Genomic DNA, 23440 nt, shown 5'->3' with positions numbered 1-23440 from the left:
GGCGTTTGCCTGACTATCGACTTCGTGCAAATTGACGAAGCGCAGGACAACCGGCGCTAGGCGCGACCGGCGAGATACCCGACGAGGAGGGCGAGGCCCGCCACCGCGCCGAGCGTGTGCCACGGCTTGTCGTGCACGAATTCATCCGCGTAGCCCGCGGCGTCGCCGAGCCGGCCCGAGATCGCCGAGCCGGCGCCGTCCATCTGCGAGCGCACGGATTTCAGCTTCGCCTGCAGATCCTTGCGAAGCTTGTCCGCATCGACATCCTTGGCGTCGCGAATCGAGCTGTCCAGTTCGTCCAGAAGGCTGCGCAACTGGCTGCTGGCCGTATCGACCGCTTCGCCCGCGCCGCGCGCGGCCCGCGCGCCGAGGTCGGCGGCACCATTGATCTTGCTGTCGAGCGTCGAACGTGTGAACAATCCCATTTGCTGCTCCTTTGACGTGCCGAAAAAGAAATTCGCGCTCGTTCGGTCATTTCGGGCACGGATGCCGTCAGACTGCCGACGAGGCGCCCTCGCTTAACGTTTAACCAGCGTTTCGCTGACGTTTCCGATTTACGACTTCGACCCTGTCTCATCGTTCCCGCTTTTGCGGATACGACCCGACAGGCCGAGAGTACACCCGTTGAGCAAGGTTCATTCCTCGACGAGCCCGCGCAAATCGACCTTGCGTTCGTTTCGGGTGTGCCGGCGCATCGCGAGCCACATCATCAGGCAGACGAAGAGCCCGAAAATCACGATGATCCATTGCACCGGCACGTTAATCGTCAAAAGAACTGCGTACGAGCCGAGCATCCCGAGCACGGCGAGGTTCTGGTTGAAGTTCTGCACGGCAATGGAGGAGCCCGCCGAAAGGAGCGTTGCGCCCCGGTGCTGGAGAATCGCGTTCATCGGCACGATGAAGAATCCCGACAGGCTGCCAAGCAGGATCATCAGCGGATACGCCATCACAATGTAGGCCGGCGCGAACAGCGCGCCCACGTGCACGCCGGCGCCGGCGGGAAAGAGGTCCTTGTTGTAGAAGGCCATCGCGATGGCGACCGCCCCTGTCACGACGCCGACCGGCAGCACCTTCAGTGACTGCCGCAGCGGAATCCATGCGGCGGCGGCAGCGGCGCCAAGCGCGATGCCAAGGCCCGTGACCCCCTGCAGGACCGCCGCCTTCGAGAGCGAGAGGCCGAGGTTCGCATCCGCCCACTTCAGCACGAGCAGTTGCAGCGTGACGGCCGCGCCCCACAGGAGCGTCGTGACCCACAGCGCGATCTGCGCGAGCCGGTCGGACCACAGCACCCTGAAGCAGTGCGAGAAGTCGCCGACGAGCTTCGTCGGCTCGGCGAGCCGGTTCGGATAGCGCGCGCCCGTATCCGGGATGCCGACGTTGATCACGGCCGCCGCCGCGTAGATGAGCATGACGGCGAACATCGCGGCGTCGGCCGCGGTGCGAACGAGCGGAACGTGCGCGCCCGATACCCAGTGGTCCACATACTGGCTTACGAGCGCGCCGCCGATCACGGTGCCGAGGATCGTCGAGCCGACGGTCGCCGATTCGAGCCACGCATTCGCGGGGATCAGCTTCTCGGGCGGCAGGAGCTCGGTCAGGATGCCGTACTTCGCCGGCGAATACGCGGCGGCGCCGAGGCCGACCACGCCATAGGCGATCATCGGATGCACGCCGGCGATCATCATCGCGCAGCCGGCCGCCTTGAGCGCATTCGAGATGAACATGACGTGGCGCTTTTGCAGCGCATCGGCGAATGCGCCGACAAAGGGCGCGAGCAGCACGTAGGAAATCGTGAAGAAGATCTGCAGGAGCGGCGTGATCCACGATGCCGACTGCATCACCGTAAGCATGGCGATCGCGGCGATCAGGAGCGCGTTGTCGGCAAGCGACGAGACGAATTGCGCGGCGATGATCGTGTAGAAGCCTTTTTTCATGGAACAGGGGGCGTGCGGCGCAAGGCGTCGGGAAGGCGGCGCGCGTGACGGTGCGCGCGCCGGGCGGACGGCAAAAAGTGCACTGTAGCGGAGGCGGGATTTACGTGCAGAGGCCGGTGCTCGCGCAGGCGGCAAGGCAAGCGCCACCGGAAACGCGTCCGGTGCGCGGCATCATGCGGCCGATGTGCGGCGTAATGTTGCGAGAGCGGTTGCAAGAGCGCGGCAAGAGCGCACCGCCGAAAAGCAAAAGGCGGCCGAAGCCGCCTTGTCGACCGGTGCGCGGGCTCGTGCGTTACGCGGCGCTCTCGCGCGTGCGCGTGTACGGATCGAGGATCTTGATCATTTGCGCATAGACCTTCGGATTGCCCGCGACGATCTCGCCCTGATGCAGGAAGTCCGATTCGCCGGTGTAGTTGCCGACGAGCCCGCCCGCCTCGGTGATGATGAGGCTGCCCGCGGCGACGTCCCACGCATGGATGCCCTGTTCGAAGAAGCCGTCGAGGCGGCCCGCCGCCACGTTGGCGAGATCGAGCGCCGCCGCGCCCGGGCGGCGCAGTCCGGCGCACGAGAGCGTCATCTCGGAAAAGAGGCGGGTGTAGGCGTCGAGGCCCGAGCCGTCGCGAAACGGAAAGCCCGTTCCGATCAGCGCGTCGGACAGGCGGTCGAGCTTGCCGACGCGGATGCGCCGCTCGTTCAGATACGCGCCGCGGCCGCGCGATGCGGTGAAGAGATCGTTGCGCGTCGGATCGTAGACCACGGCCTGCGTGACGATGCCCTTGTGCGCGAGCGCGATCGACACGCAGTAATACTGGAAGCCGTGGATGAAGTTGGTCGTGCCGTCGAGCGGATCGATGATCCACTGGAACTCGGATTCGCGTTCGTGCGTGCCGGATTCTTCGGCGAGGATCGAGTGATCGGGGTAGGCGGTGGTGAGCGTCTCGATGATCGCGGCTTCGGACGCCTTGTCGACTTCCGTCACGAAGTCGTTGTGCTGCTTCTTGCTGACCTGGATGCGGTCCAGATCGAGCGACGCGCGGTTGATGATCTGTCCGGCGCGGCGGGCGGCCTTGACAGCGATATTGAGCATCGGGTGCATGAGCGAAATCCTCTGGCCGGCGCTCGTGACGAGAGCCGGAAAGTTGGCGACAACGACAATGTCGGCGAAAGACGAATTGGAGAAGAGCGGGGCGCCCGACGAAACACTAAAAGCCGTTCGCGGCGCACGAAGGCGGTATTTTACCCGAAGTCGGGCGTCCCGCGCCCGACTTCGGACGGTTCCGATTGCGCCCGTGCATGCATGCGCGGGACGCGGGCGCGGGAGGCGCTACCATAACGGGTTATCCCTTTTCTCCGAACCGGCCCTCACGTCTTGAACTCACTCGATTCCCCCAATCTGAGCGGCGGCTTCACGTCGACGCGCTTCGTGCTCGTCGAGCCGAGCCATCCCGGCAACGTCGGCGCCGCGGCCCGCGCGCTCAAGACGATGGGCTTCGCGCGGCTCGTGCTCGTCGCGCCGCGCGTTCCCGACGTCAAGAACCAGCCCGAGGCGATCGCGATGGCGAGCGGCGCCGACGACGTGCTGGCGTCGGCGCATGTCGTCGATACGCTCGCGCACGCGCTGACGGGCGTCCACTGGTCGGTCGCGCTCACGGCGCGCCTGCGCGAGTACGGCCCGCCGCAACTACCGCCGCGCGGCGCCGCCGAGCGGGCGCGCGAGTTCGTGCGTCGCGGCGACATCGCGTTCGTGTTCGGCAACGAGCGCACCGGGCTGTCGAATGCGGATGTCGAGCGCTGCAGCGCGCTCGCGCACATCCCGGCCAATCCGGCGTACAGCTCGCTGAACCTGGCGCAGGCGGTGCAGGTGCTTGCCTACGAGCTCAGGCTGGCTTTCCAGACGGCCCCCGCGGGACTCGCCGCGGTCGGGGGAACGGAGCTGAGCGCGTCGAGCGACGAGATCGAAGGGATGTACGCGCATCTGGAGAGCGCGCTCGTCGCGCTCGAGTTCCTCGACCCGGAGAATCCGAAGAAGCTGATGTCGCGCGTGCGGCGGCTTTTTGCGCGTTCCGGGCTGGAACGCGAAGAGGTGAACATCCTGCGCGGCATCGCGAAGCACATTTTGCTGCGCGTGAAGAAGCCGTAGGGCGCGCTTCACGCGGATCGACCGTTCTGCCAGCAAGGGCATCGAGCAGACGGCGCGGGAGCGTCATACAATCGGCGAAAATCGGTCCGAACCGATATAAGCATTGCGCGTTCCGTGCTAATGGCCGGGGCGGCGCCACGCTTCGTTCCCACTGACAGAGCGCATCGACATGTTCAAACGATTCCGCGAAGACATCGCCGCCATCCGTGAGCGCGACCCTGCCGCCCGCAGCGCCTGGGAAGTGCTCACGTGCTACCCGGGATTCCATGCGATCGCGCTGCATCGTTTCGCTCACGCCTGCTGGCGCGCCCAGTGGCGCTGGCTCGCGCGGTTCGTCTCGCAGCTTTCGCGCTTCCTGACGGGCATCGAGATCCATCCGGGCGCGACCGTCGGGCGGCGCGTGTTCATCGACCACGGCATGGGCGTCGTGATCGGCGAGACGGCGGAAATCGGCGACGACTGCACGATCTATCAGGGCGTGACGCTCGGCGGCACGTCGCTCACGCGCGGCGCGAAGCGTCACCCGACGCTCGAGCGCGGCGTGATCGTCGGGGCGGGCGCGAAGGTGCTCGGCGCCTTTACGGTCGGGGCGGAGGCGAAGATCGGCTCGAACGCGGTCGTGGTCAAGCCGGTGCCGGCGGGCGGCACGGCAGTGGGCAACCCCGCGCGCGTGGTCATGCCGGCGACGACGCGCTCCACCACCGCGTCCCGCGCGCCCGAGCGCACGGGCTTCTGCGCATACGGCATCACACCCAATGCCGACGATCCCGTCTCGCTCGCGATCCACGGCCTGATCGACCACGCGTCGCGAGAGACGCAGCGCATCGACGAAATCGTCGCGGCGCTGGAGAAACTCGGCACGCGCGTGGAGGCGCTCAACGGCATCGACGGCGCAGCGCTCCTCGACCTCAAGCGTCTGTCGGCGGCGATGGAAGGGGAGGCGGCGCGCCGCTAGCCGTTGGCGGTTGGCCGCTGCTGAGGCGCGGCTTCAGGCGAGCGGCAATGCCCTGATGCCGTCGGCGTCGATGCGCAGATAGCCGCCGCGCGGCTCGCCGTGATCGAGTTCCCAGTCGGGCATCACCCAGCGCGTGCCGCCGGGTTCGCGATGCCGCGCGGGCCGGTGCGTGTGTCCGTGGATCATCGTGTGGGTGCCGCTCGACGCGAACAATCGCGCGACGGCCTCCGGCGTCACGTCGTATTTCGCCGCTGCCGGCACTGACACCGATATCGGCAGCGTGCGCGCGTGCTCGCTCTTCGAGCGCATCTTTTCCGCGATGGAAAGCCGCACCTTCAGCGGCAGGCTCAGGAAGAGCCGCTGCGCGAGCGGGTTGCGCGAGAAGCGCCGAAAGCGCTGATAGGCGGGGTCGGCGGTGCAGAGCGCGTCGCCGTGGGCGACCACGATGCGCGTGCCGAACGCGGTCATCACGAACGGATCGGGCAGCGGCAGCGCGCCTGCTTCCTTCATGAAGCGGCGGCCGAGCAGAAAATCGCGGTTGCCGTGCATCACGTAGAGCGCGATGCCGCGCTCGGAGAGCGTGTGCATCAGCTTCGTCATGCGCCGCGCGAAGCGCGCACGTTCGTGATCGACCGCTTCGTCGAGCACATCGTCGCCGACCCAGAACTCGAACAGGTCGCCGAGGATGAAGACCGAGTCGGCGTCGTTCGCCGTCACGCCGATGAAGTGTTCGAAAGCGGCGACCGTGTGCGGGATCGCGTCGCTCAAATGCAGGTCCGCAATAAAAAACAGCGGGCGCGTGTTCGACGCAGTCCCCGCTGTTTGCGCATCGAGATGCGTGGCGTCCGTCATTACTCGACGACGACGGCCTTCTCGATCACCACGTCGTCGACCGGCACGTCCTGGTGAAAGCCCTTCGAGCCCGTCTTCACCTTCTTGATCTTCTCGACCACGTCGAGTCCGTCCACCACGCGGCCGAACACGGCGTAGCCCCAGCCCTGCGGCGTCGGCGACGAGTGGTTCAGGAAGTCGTTGTCGTTCACGTTGATGAAGAACTGCGCGGTGGCCGAATGCGGATCGTTCGTGCGCGCCATCGCGAGGGTGCCCTTCTCGTTCTTCAGGCCGTTGTTCGCCTCGTTGACGATCGCCGCGTCGGTCGACTTCTGCTTCATGCCCGGCTCGAAACCGCCGCCCTGGATCATGAAGCCGTCGATCACGCGATGGAACACCGTGTTGTCGTAATGACCCTTCTTCACGTAGTTAAGAAAGTTTTCGACCGACTTCGGCGCCTTCTCGGCATCCAGTTCGATCTTGATGATGCCGTGGTTCGTGTGCAGTTCGACCATGATGAATTTCTCTCCGACTTTGGTTGATTGGTGCGTGACGCGCGCCCGGGCGCCAGCTTACTTCGACACCACCGTCGCCGATTCGATGACGACCGGCTTCTGCGGCACGTCGGCCATCGGGCCGCGCGTGGTGGTGGGCGTTCCTTCGATCTTCTTCACGACGTCCATGCCCGCCGTGACCTTGCCGAAGACGGCGTAGCCATTGCCGTCCGGGTTCGGATAGTCGAGACCCGCATTATCGACCGTGTTGATGAAAAACTGCGCGGTGGCCGAGTTCGGGTCGCTCGTGCGCGCCATCGCGATCGTGCCGGCGCTGTTCTTCAGGCCATTGCGGCTCTCGAGCTGAATCGGCGCCCGGGTGGGCTTCTCCGCGAAGCTCGTGTTGTAGCCGCCGCCCTGGATCATGAAGCCCGGGATCACGCGATGAAAGATCGTGCCCGTGTACTGGCCTGACTTCACGTAGTCGAGGAAGTTCGCGACCGTCTTCGGCGCCTTCTCCGGATAGAGCTCGACGCGGATGTCGCCTTGCGAGGTCTTGAAAAGCACGCTCGGGTGCGCGGCCTGCGGCGCGGCTTGAGCGAACGCAGGGGCATGTGCGATCAGCGCGGCGCTGCCGAGCGCCAACATCAGCAATTTCATGAAGAATCGATCCTCTGGTTAGGGATACAACGGTTCGGCCACGTTCCGGATAGGGCGAGAGGCAGGCGTAGGTCAGGGGCGCGAGTTCGGCGCGATGTAGGGCGAAGTCGGCATGGGGCCGGTCGGGCCGCCGAAGGGCGAGCCAGGCACCTGCATGTCGCTCGGCGACTGCGTTCCCTCCTGGGCCGGCGCCCATTCGTCGGACGACGGTGCGTTCTGTGCATTCCCCGCCGGCGCGGACGCCGCGGACGCCGCAGCCGCGGCGGATGCGCCGGTGGGCGCCGCACGCTTCTTCGGCGGTGGCGTGATGATCTTCTGGATGTCCGCGACGCGCTGGCGCGTGAGCGGGCTCGTCGAACCGAGCGATTGCGCGCGCTTGTACGATTCGCCGGCAAGGCGCAGGTACAGGTCGCCGAGATTGTCGTAGGCGAGCGCGTAGCCCGGGTTCGCCTTCGTGGCCATTTCGAGCGCGACGCGCGCATCTTCGTAGCGGCCCTCTTTCGCGTAGAGCGCGGCGAGGTTGTTGTACGGCTCGGGGAGTTCCGGATAAGCCTGAGTGAGCTCGGTGAAAGCGGCGATCGCCTCTTTGTCGCGGTTCAGGCGCGCAAGCACCGTTGCGCGCTTGAACTTCGCCTGCACGTCGCGCGGATTGGTCGCAAGCCGCGCATCCAGTTGTGCGAGCGCGCTCGTCCAGTCCTTCTGCGCGATCGCGGCGTCGATCTGCGGCGTGCCGTCGGCGGTCGCCGTGGACACCTGCGCATGGGCGGGGGCGACAGCCAGAAAGCTTGCGGCGAGACCGAAACTTGCAGTGGCGAAAGCGCTTGCGACGATGCTCGCCACACGCGTGGCGACACCGCCTGCAGCACGTGTTCCGGCTCGGTTGGCAACGCCCGTGGCGCGGCCGCTTGAAGGTTTCATAGGCTCAAGTCTGGATGTTATACTCCGACCCATTCTAACAAAAGGTCTGCACGTTCCGTCGAACGCCAGACTGTCTTTACGCCACTCGTGGTCGTCTCCGTCTTGCTCGCAGCGTGACCCTCGTGTTTTTGCGAGGGCGGCGCGCCTGATCCGCGGCACTTTGTTTCAGGGTTCATCTTCCCTCGTTGCAAAGCGTATCTTGGGTCTTCGCACCGTTTCTGCTAACACGTGATTCAGCGACACAAAGACACGGATGTTTTCCGACCCACGCACCGTCTTCTATGAATTCACTGCGCATCTACAACACGCTCGCGCGTGACAAGCAATCTTTCGTGCCGCTTCGCGCAGGCGAGGTGCGCATGTACGTCTGTGGAATGACGGTGTACGACTACTGTCACATCGGACATGCGCGCGTGATGGTCGTGTTCGACATCGTGCAGCGGTGGCTGCGCACGCTCGGGTACAAGGTGACCTACGTGCGCAACATTACCGACATCGACGACAAGATCATTCGCCGCGCCGTCGAGAACGGCGAGCCGATCAAGGCGCTCACCGGGCGCTTCACGCAGGCCATGCACGAGGACGCGGATGCGCTCGGCGTGGCGCGTCCCGATCTCGAACCGCGCGCGACCGACTTCATTCCGCAGATGCTCGGCATGATCGACATGCTCGAGGCGAACGGCTACGCGTATCAGGCGAAGGACGGCGACGTGAACTACGCGGTGCGCAAGTTCGCGGGCTACGGCAAGCTCTCGGGCAAGTCGCTGGAGGACCTGCGCGCGGGCGAGCGGGTCGCGGCCAATGATGCGAAGGAAGATCCGCTCGACTTCGTGCTGTGGAAGCAGGCGAAGCCCGACGAACCCGCCGACACCGGCTGGGACTCGCGCTTCGGGCGCGGCCGCCCGGGCTGGCACATCGAATGTTCGGCGATGGGCTGCACGCTGCTCGGCGATCAGTTCGACATCCACGGAGGCGGGCAGGATCTGCAATTCCCGCACCACGAGAACGAGATCGCACAGAGCGAGGGCGCGACCGGCAAGCCGTTCGTGAACTACTGGATGCACAACGGCTACGTGCAGATCGACAACGAGAAGATGTCGAAATCGCTCGGCAACTTCTTCACGATCCGTGAAGTCCTCGCGCGGTTCGACGCGGAAGTCGTGCGCTTCTTCATCGCGCGGGCGCACTACCGGTCGCCGCTCAACTACAGCGACGTGCATATCGACGACGCCCGCGGCGCCCTGACGCGCCTATACACGGCGCTCAAGGATGTCCAGCCGGACAATCAGCCGCTTGACTGGAACGAAGCAAACGCGCAGCGTTTCCATGTGGCGATGAACGACGACTTCAACACGCCGGTCGCCGTGTCGGTGCTGTTCGATCTCGCAAGCGAAGTGAACCGCACGCGCGACGCCGCGCTTGCCCGGCAGTTGAAGGGGCTGGCCGCCGTGCTCGGGCTGCTCGGGCGCGAGCCGCGCGCGTTCCTTCAGCAGGCGGCGGGCACGGGCGATGCGGGCGGCATGACGGGCGCCGAGATCGAAGAGAAGATCGCTGCTCGCGCCGCGGCGAAGCAGGCGAAGAACTATGCCGAAGCGGACCGGATTCGCGCCGAGTTGCTCGAAGCCGGTATTGCGCTCGAAGACAAACCGGGTGGGTCGACCGAATGGCGCCGCGTATGAATGCCGCCCTTCAAACCCTCTAATCGACTCGCCAGGCAGGAGGCAAGATGGCAACGGCCAGGAAGACGCCGGCGAAACGAGCCGCGTCCGCAAGCAATGCAGCGCCCGCAACCAAGAGCACGCGGCGCATGCAGGTCAAATCGTCAGTGAAGGCAGTCAACGGCGCAGCCGCAGACGTGACGAAGAAGAGCGTCGCGAGGAAGGGCGCGGCTCATGGCGTCGCGGGCGCCGCTCGCGCGAATGGCGCGGTACGCGTGCGCAAGATGGGCGCGGCGCAGGTGCCCGTGTCGGCGCAGGTGCCCGTATCGCGCAGGAAGGCCAACGGCGCCCTTGCCGCCGATGACGGCGCGCCGGCCCAGGCGCTCGTGCCCGATCCGCAGCACGAGGGCGAGCTCGTGCGCAAGTCGCGCGCGGTCACGACCGACGCGGCCGTGCCCGTGCAGATCGGCGGACTCGCGCCCGAGGTCACGCGGCCCGAGTACTGGGACAAGGCATGCGCCGATCTCGTGAAACGCGATCGCATCCTGAAGAAGCTGATTCCGAGGTTCGGCCCCGTTCACCTGATCAATCGCGACGATCCGTTCACGACGCTCGCGCGCTCGGTCGTCGGCCAGCAGATTTCAGTGCGCGCAGCGCAGACCATCTGGGAGCGCGTCGAGTCCGCCTGCGCGAAGCTCGCGCCGCAGCAGTTCATCCGGCTCGGCCACGAAAAGCTGCAGGCGTGCGGACTGTCGAAGCGCAAGTCGGAATACATTCTCGACCTCGCCAAGCACTTCGTGTCGGGCGCGCTGCACGTCGACGCCTGGACGTCGATGGAAGACGAAGCCGTGATCGGCGAGCTGACGCAGATTCGCGGCATCGGCCGGTGGACGGCCGAGATGTTCCTCATTTTCAACCTGTCGCGCCCGAACGTGCTGCCGCTCGACGACCTCGGCCTCATCCAGGCGATCAGCGTCAATTACTTCAGCGGCGAGCCGGTCACGAGGAGCGAGGCGCGCGAGGTCGCGGCGAACTGGGAGCCATGGCGCACGGTCGCGACGTGGTACATGTGGCGCAGCCTCGATCCGGCGCCCGCGGGTCACTGAAAACACCCGAGCGGCGGCAGCCGCTATCGTTATCTTATAATTGATAGTTGCGACCCGACTTTGTCCGGGACCGGCGCGGTTAGAATACGCGCTGCCCGATGCCCCTAGGATTCGAACAAATGAAGACCACGTTTCTGGATTTCGAGCAGCCGATCGCTGAACTCGAGGCGAAGATTGAAGAATTGCGCTTCGTTCAGGACGATTCCGCTGTCGATATTTCGGAAGAAATCGAGCGGCTGTCGAAGAAGAGCCAGCAGCTCACGAAGGATCTCTACGCGAACCTCTCGCCCTGGCAGGTTTCGCAGATCGCGCGTCACCCGCAGCGTCCCTATACGCTCGACTACGTGAGCGAACTCTTCACCGATTTCCACGAGCTGCATGGCGACCGCTCGTTCGCGGACGATCTCGCGATCGTCGGCGGTTTCGCGCGCTTCAACGGCCAGCCGTGCATGGTGATCGGCCATCAGAAGGGCCGCGACACGAAGGAGCGCGCGCTGCGCAATTTCGGCATGCCGCGTCCGGAAGGCTATCGCAAGGCCGAGCGGCTGATGCGCCTTGCCGAGAAGTTCGGCTTGCCGATCTTCACGTTCGTCGACACGCCCGGCGCGTATCCGGGCATCGGCGCGGAAGAGCGCGGGCAGTCGGAAGCGATCGGGCGCAATCTGTACGTGATGGCCGAGCTCAAGACGCCGATCATCACGACGATCATCGGCGAAGGCGGCTCGGGCGGCGCGCTCGCGGTCGCCGTCGCCGACAGCGTGCTGATGCTGCAGTTCTCCACCTACTCGGTGATCTCGCCCGAAGGCTGCGCGTCGATCCTGTGGAAGAGCGCGGCGAAGGCGCCCGAAGCGGCCGAGGCGCTCGGGCTGACGGCGCATCGCCTGAAGGCGCTCAATCTCATCGACAAGATCGTGAACGAGCCGCTCGGCGGCGCGCATCGCGATCCGAAAGGCATGGCCGCGCTCTTGCGCCGCGCGCTCGCCGACTCGCTGCGCCAGTTCCACGGCATGAGCGTGCCGGATCTGCGCGAGCGCCGCTTCGAGAAGCTGATGGCCTACGGCAAGTTCAAGGAAACGCTACCGGGCGCCTGAACGGCGCCTTTTCACCGGCGGGTTGCATCCGCCCACCTCTACCGTGACTTCCGACACCGATACTCCCGCCAGCCGCCTCGTGATCGAGGCGGTGCGCGCGGCGCTCGGTCGCGTGCCGGGCGCCCCCGATTCGACGTTCGCGGTTGCCCTGAGCGGCGGCCTCGATTCGACCGTGCTGCTCGATGCGGCCGTGCGCTGCGCGGGCGCCGCGCGCGTTGTCGCGCTGCACGTGCACCACGGCCTCAGTCCGAATGCCGATGCGTGGGCCGCGCATGGCGAGGCATTCGCCGATTCGCTCGGCGTGCGCTTTGCCGCGCGCAATGTCGACGTGGTGCGCGCGGGTGGCGAGAGCCTCGAAGCGGCCGCGCGCGATGCGCGCTATCGCGCGCTCGACGAGCTTTGCGCCGAGCATGGCGCAGCTGCCCTCTGGCTCGCGCATCACGCGGACGACCAGGCCGAAACGGTGCTGCTGCAACTGCTGCGCGGGGCGGGCGTGGCGGGGCTCGCCGCGATGGCGCCGCAGACGCTCGACGGTGCGCTGCCGGTACCGCGCGTGCGCCCGCTGCTCGAGTTGCTGCGCGCGCAGCTCGAGCAATACGCGCACGAGCGCGACCTGAACTGGATCGACGACGACTCGAATCTCGATACGCGTTATGCGCGCAACGCATTGCGGCACGAGGTGCTGCCCGTGCTCGCCGTGCACTTCCCCGGTTTTCGCGATGCGCTCGCGCGCACGGCGTCGCACGCGGCGTCGGCGCAGCGTCTGCTCGACGACCTCGCGCGCATCGATCTTGCGGGCGCCCGGCGGGACCATCGCGACGAGGAGGGCGCCCTCGCGCTCGACGCGCTGCTCGCTTTCGACGACGAGCGCGCAATCAATCTGCTGCGCTACTGGACGCGCCTGTGCGGGCTGCCGGCGGCATCGACGGCGCGCATCGCCGACATGCTGCGCCAGTTGCGCGACGCAGGCAGCGCGCGCGACGGCCATGCGCTGCGGATCGACCACGCGGGGCATTGCCTGCGCGCGTACCGCGGCGCGGTCTACTGGGAGGCAGGCGACAGCGCCGATGCGCCGGATCTCGACGAAGGCGCGGCCATTGCGAGAGCGCCGGTCGAATTGCAATGGGCGGGCGAAGAGGTGTGGCATCTGCCGCAATGGCGCGGCACGCTCGTGTTCGAACCCGTGGACGCTGCAGATGCCGCAGATACCAATGCTTCCAGCGACGCGATCGCCGAAAGCGTGCTGCGCGCCGCGCCGCTCAGCGCGCGTTCGCGTGCGGGCGGGGAGCGGATGCGGCTCGCCGCGGGCGCGCCGGGCCGCACGCTCAAGAATCTCTTTCAGGAGCGCGGCGTGCCGGCCTGGAAGCGTGACGTGCCGCTCGTGTTCATCGGCGACGCACTGCTGTTCGTGCCCCTGATCGGCGTGAATCGAGACGCGGTCTCCGGCACGCACGGACCTTGCCGGCGCATCGTCTGGCGGCCGGACCTGCTGCTTGCGTGAGCATTGTGCGATGATCGCGTGCTGATTTGCGCAATGCGCAACGGGCGCCCGCAACGGCGGCGCGCAGTGGCCGAAACCGGGCCGCGAAGCAAATCGCAAGCGGCCTCCCAAGCCCGTTTCGGCTTGTGTTTTGAGCCCCGATCGGGTACGTTTACTCGTTTGTCCGCCGTGCGTTTTGCGCAGCATTTCCGTCCAAAAGACGCGTTTTTTGCCGCCGGAACCGCACTTTCCTGCGAAGACTCACACGAGCACTCGCGCGAGCGGCATCCTTGTTTTTGTTGCTAATTTCAACGCCACCCAGAAGTCGTCGATCGCAACGCAAGTAGCGCTTCAGCGCGGTTTTCCCTCCAGTTCAAAACGACAATGGCACTCATCGTACATAAATACGGCGGCACCTCGATGGGCTCGGTCGAGCGCATCAAGAACGTCGCCAGGCGCGTCGCGAAATGGCACAAGGCCGGCCACCGGATGGTCGTCGTGCCCTCGGCGATGTCCGGCGAAACGAACCGCCTGCTCGGCCTCGCGAAAGAAATCACGCCGGACCCCAAGCCGCGCGAACTCGACATGATCGCCTCCACGGGCGAACAGGTGAGCGTCGGGCTCCTCGCCATCGCGCTGCACGCCGAAGGCCTCGAAGCCGTGAGCTACGCCGGCTGGCAAGTGCCGATCAAGACCGACAGCGCGTTCACGAAGGCGCGCATCAGCGAAATCGACGGCGCGCGCGTGCTCGCCGATCTCGACGCAGGCAAGATCGTCGTGATCACGGGCTTTCAGGGCGTCGATCCGGATGGCCATATCGCGACGCTCGGGCGCGGCGGCTCGGATACGTCGGCCGTCGCCATCGCAGCGGCGCTCGATGCGGACGAATGCCTGATCTACACGGACGTGGACGGTGTCTATACCACCGATCCGCGCGTGGTCGAAGAAGCACGCCGGCTCGACCGCGTGACCTTCGAGGAAATGCTGGAAATGGCGAGCCTCGGATCGAAGGTGCTGCAGATCCGGTCGGTTGAATTCGCCGGCAAATATCAGGTGAAGACGCGGGTGCTTTCCAGCCTGACCGACCCGCTGATGTCGCTCGAAGAGGAAATGCATTCGGGCACCCTGATTACTTTTGAAGAAGACGAGAACATGGAAAAAGCAGTGATTTCGGGCATCGCGTTCCAGCGCGACGAAGCGCGTATCGCCGTCATGGGTGTGCCCGACAAGCCCGGCGTCGCGTATCAGATCCTGGGCCCGGTGGCCGATGCGAACATCGACATCGACATGATCATCCAGAACCAGAGCGTGGACGGCAAGACCGACTTCACGTTCACCGTGGGCCGCGGCGACTATCATCGCGCGCTGGACATTCTCAACGGCCAGGTGAAGGACCACGTGAAGGCCGAGCGTGTGCTGGGCGACCCGAAGGTGTCGAAGGTGTCGGTGGTCGGCGTGGGCATGCGCTCGCATGTGGGGATCGCGAGCACGATGTTCCGCACGCTGTCGGAAGAGGGCATCAACATCCAGATGATCTCGACTTCGGAGATCAAGATCTCGGTGCTGATCGACGAGAAGTACACCGAGCTCGCAGTGCGCGCGCTGCACAAGGCGTTCGAACTCGACCGCGCCTGAAGCGGGCTGCCTGAAGCAACGATGACGGCTCGCGGGCCGTCACCGTTGCGAACTGTCACGATCGGCCGTGATGGGTTTCGACGCACAGGGCATGCATTCGATGGTTGAAAAAAATCGTCTGCGAAATTGACCGGCGCGTTCGAACCCGCTATTATCTTGGCTTCGTCGCGCTGACTCCCTGCGCGACCGAAAGTTTGGGAGACGTGGCCGAGAGGTCGAAGGCACTCCCCTGCTAAGGGAGCATCTGGGCCAAAACCTGGATCGAGGGTTCGAATCCCTCCGTCTCCGCCAGCGATGGCAGAGAGAACCCCGCAGAGTCAAGGCTCTGCGGGGTTTTTGTTTATGGGTTCGCGACCGCTTATCGCGTCCGATTACTTACCCGAAGCAATCCGATCCTGAATGTGCTTGGCTCGCGCCGGCGATGCCGGGTGCGAGCTGAGCAGGCTCGACGTGCCGCCGTCTTTCTGCGCGAGCTTGTTGAACGCCGTCACGAGACCGGACGGATCGAGTCCCTTTTTCTTCTGCATGTCGAACGAATAATCGTCGGCGGCGGTTTCCTGCGTCTGCGAGAACTGCGCGTTGACGAATTTCTCGGACAGATCGCCGAGCTGCGACGCGGACAGGCTCGCGATCATGCCGGTTCCCGACGCCGCGACCGAGCGCACTGCGGACGTCCCATACGCGACCTGCATCGCCTTCTTCGTGTGGCCGAGCGCCACATGCCCCATTTCATGACCGACAACGCCGCGCACTTCGTCGTCGTTCATCATGTCCATCAGGCCGCTGTAGACGCGCACGCAGCCGTTGCCCATCGCCCATGCGTTGACGTCCTTCGTGAGATAGACCTTGTAGACGACCGGCACGCCGTTGATGTTGTTGCCCAGTTGCGCGGCGATCTTGTCGAGCCGCTGCGCGTACGGGCTGTTCGCGGGGGCGATCTGGTTTTCGCTGTCCAGTTGCGCGCACGACTTGTCGGAGAGCGCGCGCACGTCGGCGTCGGAGAGCATGGCCGCCTGCGTCGCGAGCTGGCCCGACTGCACGAGCGCGTTGGGGTCCATGCCGGCGCAGCCGGCGAGCATCGCGCACGTCGATGCCGCGAGAAGGAAACGATTCAGTTTCATTGTGAGCCTACCTGTGTTGGAAAGTGTCTTTACCGGCGTGCGCGAGGTGTTCTCGCGGGCCAGCGCGGAATGGTCGACACAAGCAGAGGGAAGCACTACCGGAAAATTCCTATTTCGCGACGCATCGCGCGCGTCGAATCCGGCGGCCGATGTCGTGCCTGTCTTTTGCGAATTCAGTAAGGCATATGTTAGCAAACGAAGGAAGGCGAGCCGCGAACGGGCTCAAAGCGACGAGGTGACGGACCGGTTCAGTCGTGGAAGGCGTGTTGCAACCGGTGCGCGCGCAGGTGGCGCGCCGGTCGGGGCAGTGCGTTTCAGTCGGCGTTACGCGTGCATTCCGCTCTGATGCGCGCGGCGGCATCGCCGATCGACGACTGTTCCACCGCGATCGCCGCGATCGGCGATCCTTCGCACAACGCTTCGGCCGCAAGCTGGCTCAGCGTGTGCCCGGGCGGCATCTCGACCATGACGCGTACACCGAGTTCGCGCAGCACGACCGTTGCGTCGTGCCAGCGCACCGGATAGCGAAGGTTCGTCGCGAGGTCGTCGCGCACGGCCTCGGCCGTGCGCAGCACGCGCGCGCCCCGATTGCCGATGTAGGGAATGCGCGGCGCCGCGAAGCCGATCTTCGCGGCGGCTGCGATCAGTTGCTGCGCGGCATCGTCGAGCAGTTCGCAATGCGAAGGCACGTTCACCGTGAGCCGCTCGGCCTTGCGCGCACCGCTTGCGATGACGCGCTGCCGCACGCGCTCGAGCGCGGAGTCGCTGCCGGATACGACGATCTGGCGCGGCGCGTTCAGATTGCCGATATACGCCTTCGCGCCGCTCTCGCTGATCGCGCGCCCGATCTCGCGCTCGTTCAGTCCGACGACGGCAAGCATCCCGTAGCCCGACGGATACGCCTGCTCCATCAGTTGCGCGCGCAGCTGAACGAGGCGCAGGGCGTCGTCGAATGCAATCGAGCCGCACGCGACCGCCGCGCCGTACGCGCCCACCGAGAGGCCCGCGACCGCATCCGGTCCGATGCCTTCGGCGCAGAGCGCGCGCGTGGCCGCGACGCCCGCGACGAGGAGCGCGATCTGCACCGCGACCGTCGAGCGCAGTGCGCCGGCGTCATCGAGGCGGGACACGTCGCGTGCCAGCACATCGGATGCTTCGGTGAACGTCTCGGCGATAACCGGATGCGGCAGCGGGCCACCGAGTGCATGCAGGAAGCCCGCACCCTGCGCGCCCTGGCCGGGGAACAGGAACGCGATCACGCCGTGCGCTCCGCGTCCCACGGATCGGCGACGAGCCTCGGGCCATCGGCGCAACGCAGCATCACGCGCGGGGTCGAGCGCGCGAACTCAGCGAGCGAGAACGCGCCGTCGCGCGTTTCGACCTGTACGTCGACGCGGGTGCCCGCGTCGCGTGCGGCGCTCGAAAGGGCTTCGAAGAGGGCGGCGGCTTCTTCGCGGGAGAGCGGTGCGGGGGCGCGCAGCACGAGATCGAGGTCGCTCGTCGGCGTGACGGTCTCGACGCCGCTCGCCAGCTCGAAGCCCGCGCTGCCCGATGGTCCCCACGCGTGGCCGCCCGCATCGAGCAGCGGCGCGATGGCGCGCAAGAGCTCGAACGCGGGCAGGGCGGCGCGTTCGTGACGAGCGCCATGATCGTCATGGCCGGCGCGCGGGGCGGCGTGGCGCAGGTCTTCGGGCGCAATCACTTCGGCCGCATGGCGCGGATCGAGCCACGCGCCGAAGCGCTCGTTGCGCGCGCGGCCGCGCACGCCGACGGCAATCGTGTCGCCTTCGCGCCGCGCGCGGCGCACGACGACATACGGCGCGCGCGCCAGTGCTGCGGCGACCCAGGCGGGCGCGCCGGCGAAAGGCGGTGTGTCCGTGCGCAGCCGCAACAGGTCATGCGGTTTCACGTCGCGTCCCGGTCCTGGCCCGGGTCCTGATCCGGGTCCTGATCCCATTGCTCGGCAAGGCGCCTGCGTGCTTCGATCGACGCGGCGCGCGTGCGCTTCGCATCCGCGGACGCAAGCCGGTTCGACAGGTCGCGCGGACCACTGCGCGCATCCGCCACGGCCGCGATGAGCGAAGCCCTTACGCGCTCGATGTCGGCGGCGGCGGGCGCGTCCGCATCGACGCCGTCGATCAGCTCGTGCAGCAGCCCGAGCTTCGCGTAGGCGCTCATCTTGTAGGACATCGGCAGCACCGTGTCGCCGAGCGCTTCGAGCCCCTCGACGCTGCGCCGCGTGACGCGCGCCGCCGCTTCCTTGCCCATCGCGTGGACGGTCGTGCCGGGCGCATCGAGCGCGATGATGCGATTGGCCTGATAGCCGTGCGCGAGGTAGGCGCCCGACATCGCCGGACCGACGATCAGCGCGATCACCGGATGCCCCGCGAGCCGCGCGCTCGCATAGGCATCGACGGCGCCCGCGCACGCGAGATGGATGCCGAGCAGTTCCTCGCGGCGCCCGTAAGCCTGGCTCTTCACATCGACGATCGCAATGAGCGGGCGCTTGTGCGTCGCGTCGCGGTCGGCTTCGAGCGCCTCGCGAACGGCGCGTGCGAGGTGCCACCCCTGTTCGAGTCCGACGACGTTGTCCCGCGCGCGGACAAAGCGGTTGAGCGGATCGGGCACGACCGCGATGAAGCGTGCGCGTTCGCCGCCGAGCGGCGCGTCGGCGGCACGCACCGGGCCGCCTTGCTCCCCGCCGGCGCGCGAGGTCAACGCATCGAACCATGTCTTGCCGCGTGAATGCAGGCCGTTCATCGTGCGTCTCCTTGCCAGAGCGCGCGCAGCGATTCGGGATCGATGGCGTCGGGATTCACGCGCGCGAGCCTCTCCAGCTGCCGCTCTACCTGTTCGCTGCGGTGGCTCGCCGGCACGCCCCGCCCGAACGCGGCGAGCACGGCGTCGCGCACCTCGCCGGTATCGTCTTCTGCGAGCGTATCGGCGAGCCCGACCGCTACGCGCTCCTCGCCGCCGATCATCGACCAGATGAGCCGCCGGTCGCCGGAATCGAGTTCCGCGATGCCCGCTTCCTCTTCGATCACTTCCGGCCCGTTCATGCCGAGCCGGGCCTGCCGTGTCATCACGAGTTCCGTGCAGAGCGCCGCGGCGAGCGACATCCCGCCGAAGCATCCGACCATCCCGCCGATCACGCCGACCACCGGCACATGCCGCCGCAGTGCGACGATCGCCGCATGGATCTCCGCGATCACGGCAAGGCCGAGGTTCGCCTCCTGCAGGCGCACGCCGCCGGTTTCGAACAGGATTACGGGGCGGATCGTGCGGCCCGCGTCGAATTCCCTCGCGGCGAGTTCGAGCGCCGCCGCGATCTTGGTTCCCGAGACTTCGCCGATGCTGCCGCCCTGAAACGCCGGCTCGATCGCGGCGATCACGGCCGGCTCCCCGCCGAGCGCGCCGCGCGCGATCACCACGCCGTCATCGGACTGGCAGACGACGTTCTGCATCGCGAGCCACGGCGATTCCAGCCGGTCGAACGGGCCGAGCAGCTCGCGGAAGGTGCCCGGATCGAGGAGCGCGCGGGCGCGCTCGCGCGCGGTCAGTTCGATGAAGCTGTGCCGCGCGATGAACACGTCGTGCGCGCTCATCGCCTGTCTCCTTGCGCGTTGCCGGGTTCGCTTGCTTCGACCGCTTCCGCGAGCCGCAGCATGACGACGCCGGGTGTCGCGCCGAAGTCGTTGAGTTCGATTTTCGCGGCGCCGTCGTAGCGCGAGAAGAAGCGGTCGAGCACGCTTTTCCAGACGTGCCCGTAGCCGTCCACGCTCGTGCGGATCACGACTTCCGCGTGCTGCGTGCCCGAAGGGGAGAGCAGCACTTCGAGGTCGCCCGAGCCGACGACGCCGACATGCGCGCGCCGCGCAACGGGGCGCGCGGCGGGATATTCGTAGCGGATGTTTTCCATGTTCGTCCCTCTTCAGTTGAGGCGCCGCAGGCTGTCGAGAAAGAGCGTCGCGGCGAGCAGGTCAGCTGCGCCCCCCGGCGATGCGTTGAGCGCGACGAGGGTGCGGTCGAGTTCGGCAAGCGCGGTGCGTCCTGCGCCTGCTGCGACACCACCCGCCTCGATCACGCGCCGCGCGCCGTGCTGCGCGGCGCGCAACGCCGCGATGCCGCCGCGATGCAAGAGACACGTGTCGTCGAGCGACGCGATGATCGCGATGAGCGTGTCGAGGCGCGCATGGCTTTCGCCCGCGGGGTCCCGGGATGGATTCGAGGTAAGCGAGGCACGCGCGCGATCGAGCGCGGGAAGTCCGACGCCGAGCACGTGCGGAAAGCCCGCGCGCGCTTCCCCGCGCGCGCCCGCGACGCCGAAGCGCTCCGCCACGCGCGCGCCGTGGCTCGATTGCGCGGCGCGCGGCGTGAAGCGGTCGTCGAAACGCGCGATCGCGGCGGCTCGGGCGCAAATGGCTTCGCTGTCCCCGGGCGCATTCGTCGCGGCGCCCGCGCACAGCAGGCCGACCACCCAGATCGCGCCGCGATGCGCGTTGCTGCCGCCGGTGGCCGCGAGCATCGCATGCTCGCCGTCGCGGCCGATGCGCGCGAGCCGTTCGCGCAGCGCCTGCGACGGCGGCTCGTCGAGCGACGCGCGGGCGATCGCGAGAAAGGTCGGACGAAGCGCGTGGGCGGAGCGCAGCATCGTGTCGAGATCGAGGTCGCGGTGCGCGCCGCTGCCGCGCGCATCGACGAGCGCGGGCTTGGGCGTGAGACAGGCTTCGTCGATCAGCGCGTCGACGGCGCAGTCGGCGAGGGTAAGCGGGTCGGCAAGCGCATCGGGCGATTCGTTGCACAGGAGGGGCAGGGCTGCGGGCATCGTGTTCACCAGCTTCTGAATTTGGCGGGCGGCTCGTAGAGCCCGCCCGACCAGGCGACGAGATCGTCGATGCTGCGCGCGGCGAGCAGCGTGCGCTTCGCCTCGCCGCGGCGCACGCCGAGGTCCTCGGGAAACGCGACGATGCCGCGGCGGCGCAGCTCGGCCGTCCTTGCGGCGTCGGCGCGCATGCCGATGGGCGTCACGCCCGCGACCGCCGCGAGCGCCGCGCGCCGTTCCTCGACGCCTTCGGCCGCATGCAGGTACGCGATGCCTTCTTCGGTCACGACGTGGCTCACGTCGTCGCCGTAGATCATGACGGGCGCGATCGGCATGCCGCTCTTCTCGCCGACGGCAATCGCGTCGAGCGCATCGACGATGGTCGGCTCGCCGCCTTTCTTGAACGTCTCGGCGGTCTGCACGACGAGCTTGTGGCCGCGCGCGATGGCCGCGTTCGGGCCGTTGCTCTTCATGAGCTTGAGCCACGCTTCGCTCGGATGGCGCCGGCCGCGCGGGTCGTGGCCCATGTTCGGCGCGCCGCCGAAGCCGGCGAGCCGGCCGAGCGTGACGGTCGACGAATTCGCGTCGGCATCCATCTGCAGCGTCGAGCCGATGAACAGATCGACGCCGTATTGCCCCGCGAGCTGGCACAGCACGCGGTTCGAGCGCAGGCTGCCGTCGCGGCCCGTGAAGAACACGTCCGGGCGCGCCGCGATGTACTGCTCCATGCCGACTTCGCTGCCGAAGCAGTGCACGCTGTCCACCCAGCCGCTTTCGATCGCGGGGATCAGCGTGGGATGCGGATTGAGCGCCCAGTTCGTGCAGATCCTGCCCTTCAACCCGAGCGATTCGCCGTAGGTCGGCAGGAGCAGCTCGATGGCCGCGGTATCGAAGCCGATGCCGTGGTTGAGCGTCGTCACGCCGTAGCGCTCGTAGATGCCGCGAATCGTCATCATCGCCATCAGGATCTGCAGCTCGCCGATGTGGCGCGGATCGCGCGTGAAAAGCGGCTCGACGGCAAACGGCCGGTCCGCCTCGACCACGACGTCGATCCACGAGGCGGGGATGTCGACGCGCGGCAGCACGTCGACGATCTCGTTCACCTGCGCGACCACGATGCCGTGACGGAACGCGGTCGCCTCGACGATGGTCGGCGTGTCTTCCGTGTTCGCGCCCGTGTACAGGTTGCCCGCGCGGTCCGCCTGCACCGCGCACACGAGCGACACCTGCGGCGTGAGGTCGATGAACATGCGCGCATAGAGCTCGATGTACGTATAGATCGCGCCGATCTCCAGCTGGCCGTCCTCGAGCAGTTGCGCGACACGCAGGCTCTGCGGACCGGCGAACGAGAAGTCGACCTTGCGCGCGATGCCGCGCTCGAAGAGCGTCAGGTGCTCGGGGCGGCTGATGCTCGAGAGCAGCAGGTGCACGTCGTGCACGCGCGCCGGATCGACCTTCGCGAACGCGCGCGACAGGAAGTCGGCCTGCTTCTGGTTGTTGCCTTCGAGCGCGACGCGGTCGCCCGGTGCGATCAGTGCTTCGAGCGCATCGACGATGCGCTCGGCTTTCAGGAAGCCGTCATCGAGCCACGGCTCGATCAGCTTGAGACGGCGCGCTTTCTCCTGCGCGCGCGTGTTCCATTGCCGCGGCTTTGGATCGGACGAATTCATTGCCTGCCTTGACGAGTGGAGGAGGGCCGGGCGCTGCGGCGGCGCTTCTTCGCGTAGCTGGATTGGGCGAACGCCTGCGCTTCGTTCAGGAAACGATAGACCAGTTCGCCCGTTGCGAGCAAATGACGCGCGACGAGCCGCTGCGCCGCCTCGGTGTCGCGGGCGCAGAGCGCTTTGTAGATCGCCTGGTGTTCGGCGTCGGACTGGCCCTTGAACGTGGGCAAGCCGAACTTCACGCGCAGGTACCGCTCGCCGCGCCGGTGCATCTGCCCGATCAGCTCCATGAGGCGCGGGCGGCCGGCGGGCGCGTAGAGGCTCATGTGGAACTGCTCGTTGCGCACGACGTAGAGGGCCGGGTCCGGTTCGTTCGCGGCGGCCTTGAGGAGCCTCTGGCATTCGGCGAGCGTCTCGGGCGTGTGCTGCTCGATCGCAATGCCGATCGCAAGGCTTTCGAGCGATGCGCGGATCTCGTAGATCTCGCGCGCTTCGTCGGCGGATTGCAAGCTCACCGACGCGCCGCGGTTCGGCTCGATCGTGACCCAGCCTTCGCTTTCGAGCTGCCGGAACGCCTCGCGCACCGGGATCGCGCTCACCGAGAACTGGCGCGCGATCGCATCCTGCCGCAGCGGCTCGCCCGGCAGCAGCGAGCCTTCGACGATCGCCGTGCGCAACGCATCCGCGATAAAGCGCGAGGTGCTTTGGCGCGGCTCGAACTGCGCGTTGCGGAACGACGCAGCGGCAAGCGCGTCGGCTTTGTCTGTGGACATGGCTAGGTATAAGTGCGGACTTGTCGCGAAGTGGTGTTTAAATATTATATATAAAAATGCACTTTTGCTATTTCGGTGCTTTCTCTCAGCCGCCCGCCCATCGGGATGAGCGGGCGCGTCGCCGGATTCGCAGGCGATTCGTCGCCACTTCGTATTGA

The 23440-nt window shown here is 66.8% G+C and carries 23 protein-coding genes and 1 tRNA gene; 8 read left to right on the top strand and 16 right to left on the bottom strand.

Features of this window, described 5'->3' with window-relative positions:
• Positions 1-56: 56 nt before the first annotated feature.
• The 3 genes from BG61_RS08150 to BG61_RS08140 form a co-directional block, all read right to left on the bottom strand.
• A complete protein-coding gene (locus BG61_RS08150) occupies positions 57-425 on the bottom strand; it encodes an ElaB/YgaM/YqjD family protein (RefSeq protein WP_035937986.1) in 369 nt (122 codons plus the stop codon).
• Positions 426-635: 210 nt separating this feature from the next.
• Positions 636-1934 carry a lysophospholipid transporter LplT gene (gene lplT, locus BG61_RS08145; protein ID WP_035937988.1) on the bottom strand — a complete coding sequence of 433 codons (1299 nt, stop codon included), beginning with the start codon at positions 1932-1934 and terminating at the stop codon, positions 636-638.
• Positions 1935-2226: 292 nt separating this feature from the next.
• Entirely contained in the window at positions 2227-3030 is an 804-nt protein-coding gene (locus BG61_RS08140) for an inositol monophosphatase family protein (protein WP_035937989.1), read from the bottom strand.
• 273 nt (positions 3031-3303) lie between these two features.
• Here BG61_RS08140 and BG61_RS08135 point away from each other — a divergent pair, with 273 nt between their 5' ends.
• Positions 3304-4074, top strand: a complete 771-nt coding sequence (locus tag BG61_RS08135) for an RNA methyltransferase (RefSeq protein ID WP_035937991.1) — start codon at positions 3304-3306, stop codon at positions 4072-4074.
• Between the two features lie 169 nt (positions 4075-4243).
• Positions 4244-5029 carry a serine O-acetyltransferase gene (cysE, locus tag BG61_RS08130; RefSeq protein ID WP_035937993.1) on the top strand — a complete coding sequence of 262 codons (786 nt, stop codon included), beginning with the start codon at positions 4244-4246 and terminating at the stop codon, positions 5027-5029.
• A 33-nt stretch (positions 5030-5062) separates the two neighbouring features.
• On the opposite strand, the gene BG61_RS08125 is transcribed toward cysE, so the two are convergent.
• From BG61_RS08125 to BG61_RS08110, 4 genes are all read right to left on the bottom strand, one after another.
• Positions 5063-5881, bottom strand: coding sequence for a UDP-2,3-diacylglucosamine diphosphatase (locus tag BG61_RS08125; protein ID WP_035937994.1), 819 nt, complete (start codon positions 5879-5881; stop codon positions 5063-5065).
• The gene (locus tag BG61_RS08120) at positions 5881-6375 is read right to left on the bottom strand and encodes a peptidylprolyl isomerase (RefSeq protein ID WP_035937996.1); all 495 of its coding nucleotides are present in this window, start codon (positions 6373-6375) and stop codon (positions 5881-5883) included. The genes BG61_RS08125 and BG61_RS08120 overlap by 1 nt, the downstream gene beginning before the upstream one ends.
• Positions 6376-6432: 57 nt before the next feature.
• On the bottom strand, positions 6433-7014 hold the full coding sequence (locus BG61_RS08115) for a peptidylprolyl isomerase (RefSeq protein ID WP_035937998.1): 582 nt from the start codon (positions 7012-7014) through the stop codon (positions 6433-6435).
• A 72-nt stretch (positions 7015-7086) separates the two neighbouring features.
• Complete coding sequence (locus BG61_RS08110; protein ID WP_051672370.1) at positions 7087-7965, bottom strand: tetratricopeptide repeat protein; 879 nt, start codon at positions 7963-7965, stop codon at positions 7087-7089.
• 248 nt (positions 7966-8213) lie between these two features.
• On the opposite strand from BG61_RS08110, the gene cysS reads away from it, so the two are divergent.
• The 6 genes from cysS (at position 8214) to BG61_RS08080 (ending at position 15193) form a co-directional block, all read left to right on the top strand.
• Entirely contained in the window at positions 8214-9611 is a 1398-nt protein-coding gene (gene cysS, locus BG61_RS08105) for a cysteine--tRNA ligase (protein ID WP_035938001.1), read from the top strand.
• 47 nt (positions 9612-9658) lie between these two features.
• Positions 9659-10696: a DNA-3-methyladenine glycosylase family protein gene (locus BG61_RS08100; protein WP_035938002.1), complete on the top strand. Its 1038-nt coding sequence runs from the start codon at positions 9659-9661 to the stop codon at positions 10694-10696.
• A gap of 119 nt (positions 10697-10815) precedes the next feature.
• Positions 10816-11787, top strand: a complete 972-nt coding sequence (locus BG61_RS08095; RefSeq protein WP_035938004.1) for an acetyl-CoA carboxylase carboxyltransferase subunit alpha — start codon at positions 10816-10818, stop codon at positions 11785-11787.
• A 43-nt stretch (positions 11788-11830) separates the two neighbouring features.
• Entirely contained in the window at positions 11831-13288 is a 1458-nt protein-coding gene (gene tilS / locus BG61_RS08090; RefSeq protein WP_035938006.1) for a tRNA lysidine(34) synthetase TilS, read from the top strand.
• Positions 13289-13651: 363 nt separating this feature from the next.
• The gene (locus BG61_RS08085) at positions 13652-14902 is read left to right on the top strand and encodes an aspartate kinase (protein ID WP_035938007.1); all 1251 of its coding nucleotides are present in this window, start codon (positions 13652-13654) and stop codon (positions 14900-14902) included.
• A 197-nt stretch (positions 14903-15099) separates the two neighbouring features.
• Positions 15100-15193 (top strand) — tRNA-Ser (locus tag BG61_RS08080).
• 80 nt (positions 15194-15273) lie between these two features.
• On the opposite strand, the gene loiP is transcribed toward BG61_RS08080, so the two are convergent.
• The 9 genes from loiP to BG61_RS08035 all read right to left on the bottom strand — a co-directional run bounded on the left by loiP (position 15274) and on the right by BG61_RS08035 (position 23282).
• Positions 15274-16023: a metalloprotease LoiP gene (loiP, locus tag BG61_RS08075; protein WP_035938009.1), complete on the bottom strand. Its 750-nt coding sequence runs from the start codon at positions 16021-16023 to the stop codon at positions 15274-15276.
• 314 nt (positions 16024-16337) lie between these two features.
• Complete coding sequence (gene mdcH, locus BG61_RS08070; protein WP_035938176.1) at positions 16338-17282, bottom strand: malonate decarboxylase subunit epsilon; 945 nt, start codon at positions 17280-17282, stop codon at positions 16338-16340.
• Complete coding sequence (locus BG61_RS08065) at positions 17279-17932, bottom strand: malonate decarboxylase holo-ACP synthase (protein WP_035938011.1); 654 nt, start codon at positions 17930-17932, stop codon at positions 17279-17281. Before BG61_RS08065 ends, mdcH begins: the two co-directional genes overlap by 4 nt.
• Entirely contained in the window at positions 17929-18783 is an 855-nt protein-coding gene (gene mdcE, locus BG61_RS08060) for a biotin-independent malonate decarboxylase subunit gamma (protein ID WP_051672368.1), read from the bottom strand. The genes BG61_RS08065 and mdcE overlap by 4 nt, the downstream gene beginning before the upstream one ends.
• Positions 18780-19628, bottom strand: a complete 849-nt coding sequence (locus BG61_RS08055; RefSeq protein ID WP_035938013.1) for a biotin-independent malonate decarboxylase subunit beta — start codon at positions 19626-19628, stop codon at positions 18780-18782. The genes mdcE and BG61_RS08055 overlap by 4 nt, the downstream gene beginning before the upstream one ends.
• Positions 19625-19942 carry a malonate decarboxylase subunit delta gene (locus BG61_RS08050; RefSeq protein ID WP_035938014.1) on the bottom strand — a complete coding sequence of 106 codons (318 nt, stop codon included), beginning with the start codon at positions 19940-19942 and terminating at the stop codon, positions 19625-19627. Before BG61_RS08050 ends, BG61_RS08055 begins: the two co-directional genes overlap by 4 nt.
• Positions 19943-19954: 12 nt before the next feature.
• Positions 19955-20848 carry a triphosphoribosyl-dephospho-CoA synthase gene (locus BG61_RS08045; protein WP_035938180.1) on the bottom strand — a complete coding sequence of 298 codons (894 nt, stop codon included), beginning with the start codon at positions 20846-20848 and terminating at the stop codon, positions 19955-19957.
• A gap of 5 nt (positions 20849-20853) precedes the next feature.
• A complete protein-coding gene (mdcA, locus tag BG61_RS08040; RefSeq protein ID WP_035938016.1) occupies positions 20854-22515 on the bottom strand; it encodes a malonate decarboxylase subunit alpha in 1662 nt (553 codons plus the stop codon).
• Complete coding sequence (locus BG61_RS08035) at positions 22512-23282, bottom strand: GntR family transcriptional regulator (protein ID WP_035938018.1); 771 nt, start codon at positions 23280-23282, stop codon at positions 22512-22514. Before BG61_RS08035 ends, mdcA begins: the two co-directional genes overlap by 4 nt.
• Positions 23283-23440: the final 158 nt, after the last annotated feature.

The sequence above is a fragment of the Caballeronia glathei genome (assembly GCF_000698595.1).
Taxonomy (GTDB): Bacteria; Pseudomonadota; Gammaproteobacteria; order Burkholderiales; family Burkholderiaceae; genus Caballeronia; species Caballeronia glathei.
Note: the sequence above shows the minus strand (reverse complement) of the source record. Positions and strands in the feature narration are given on the sequence as shown.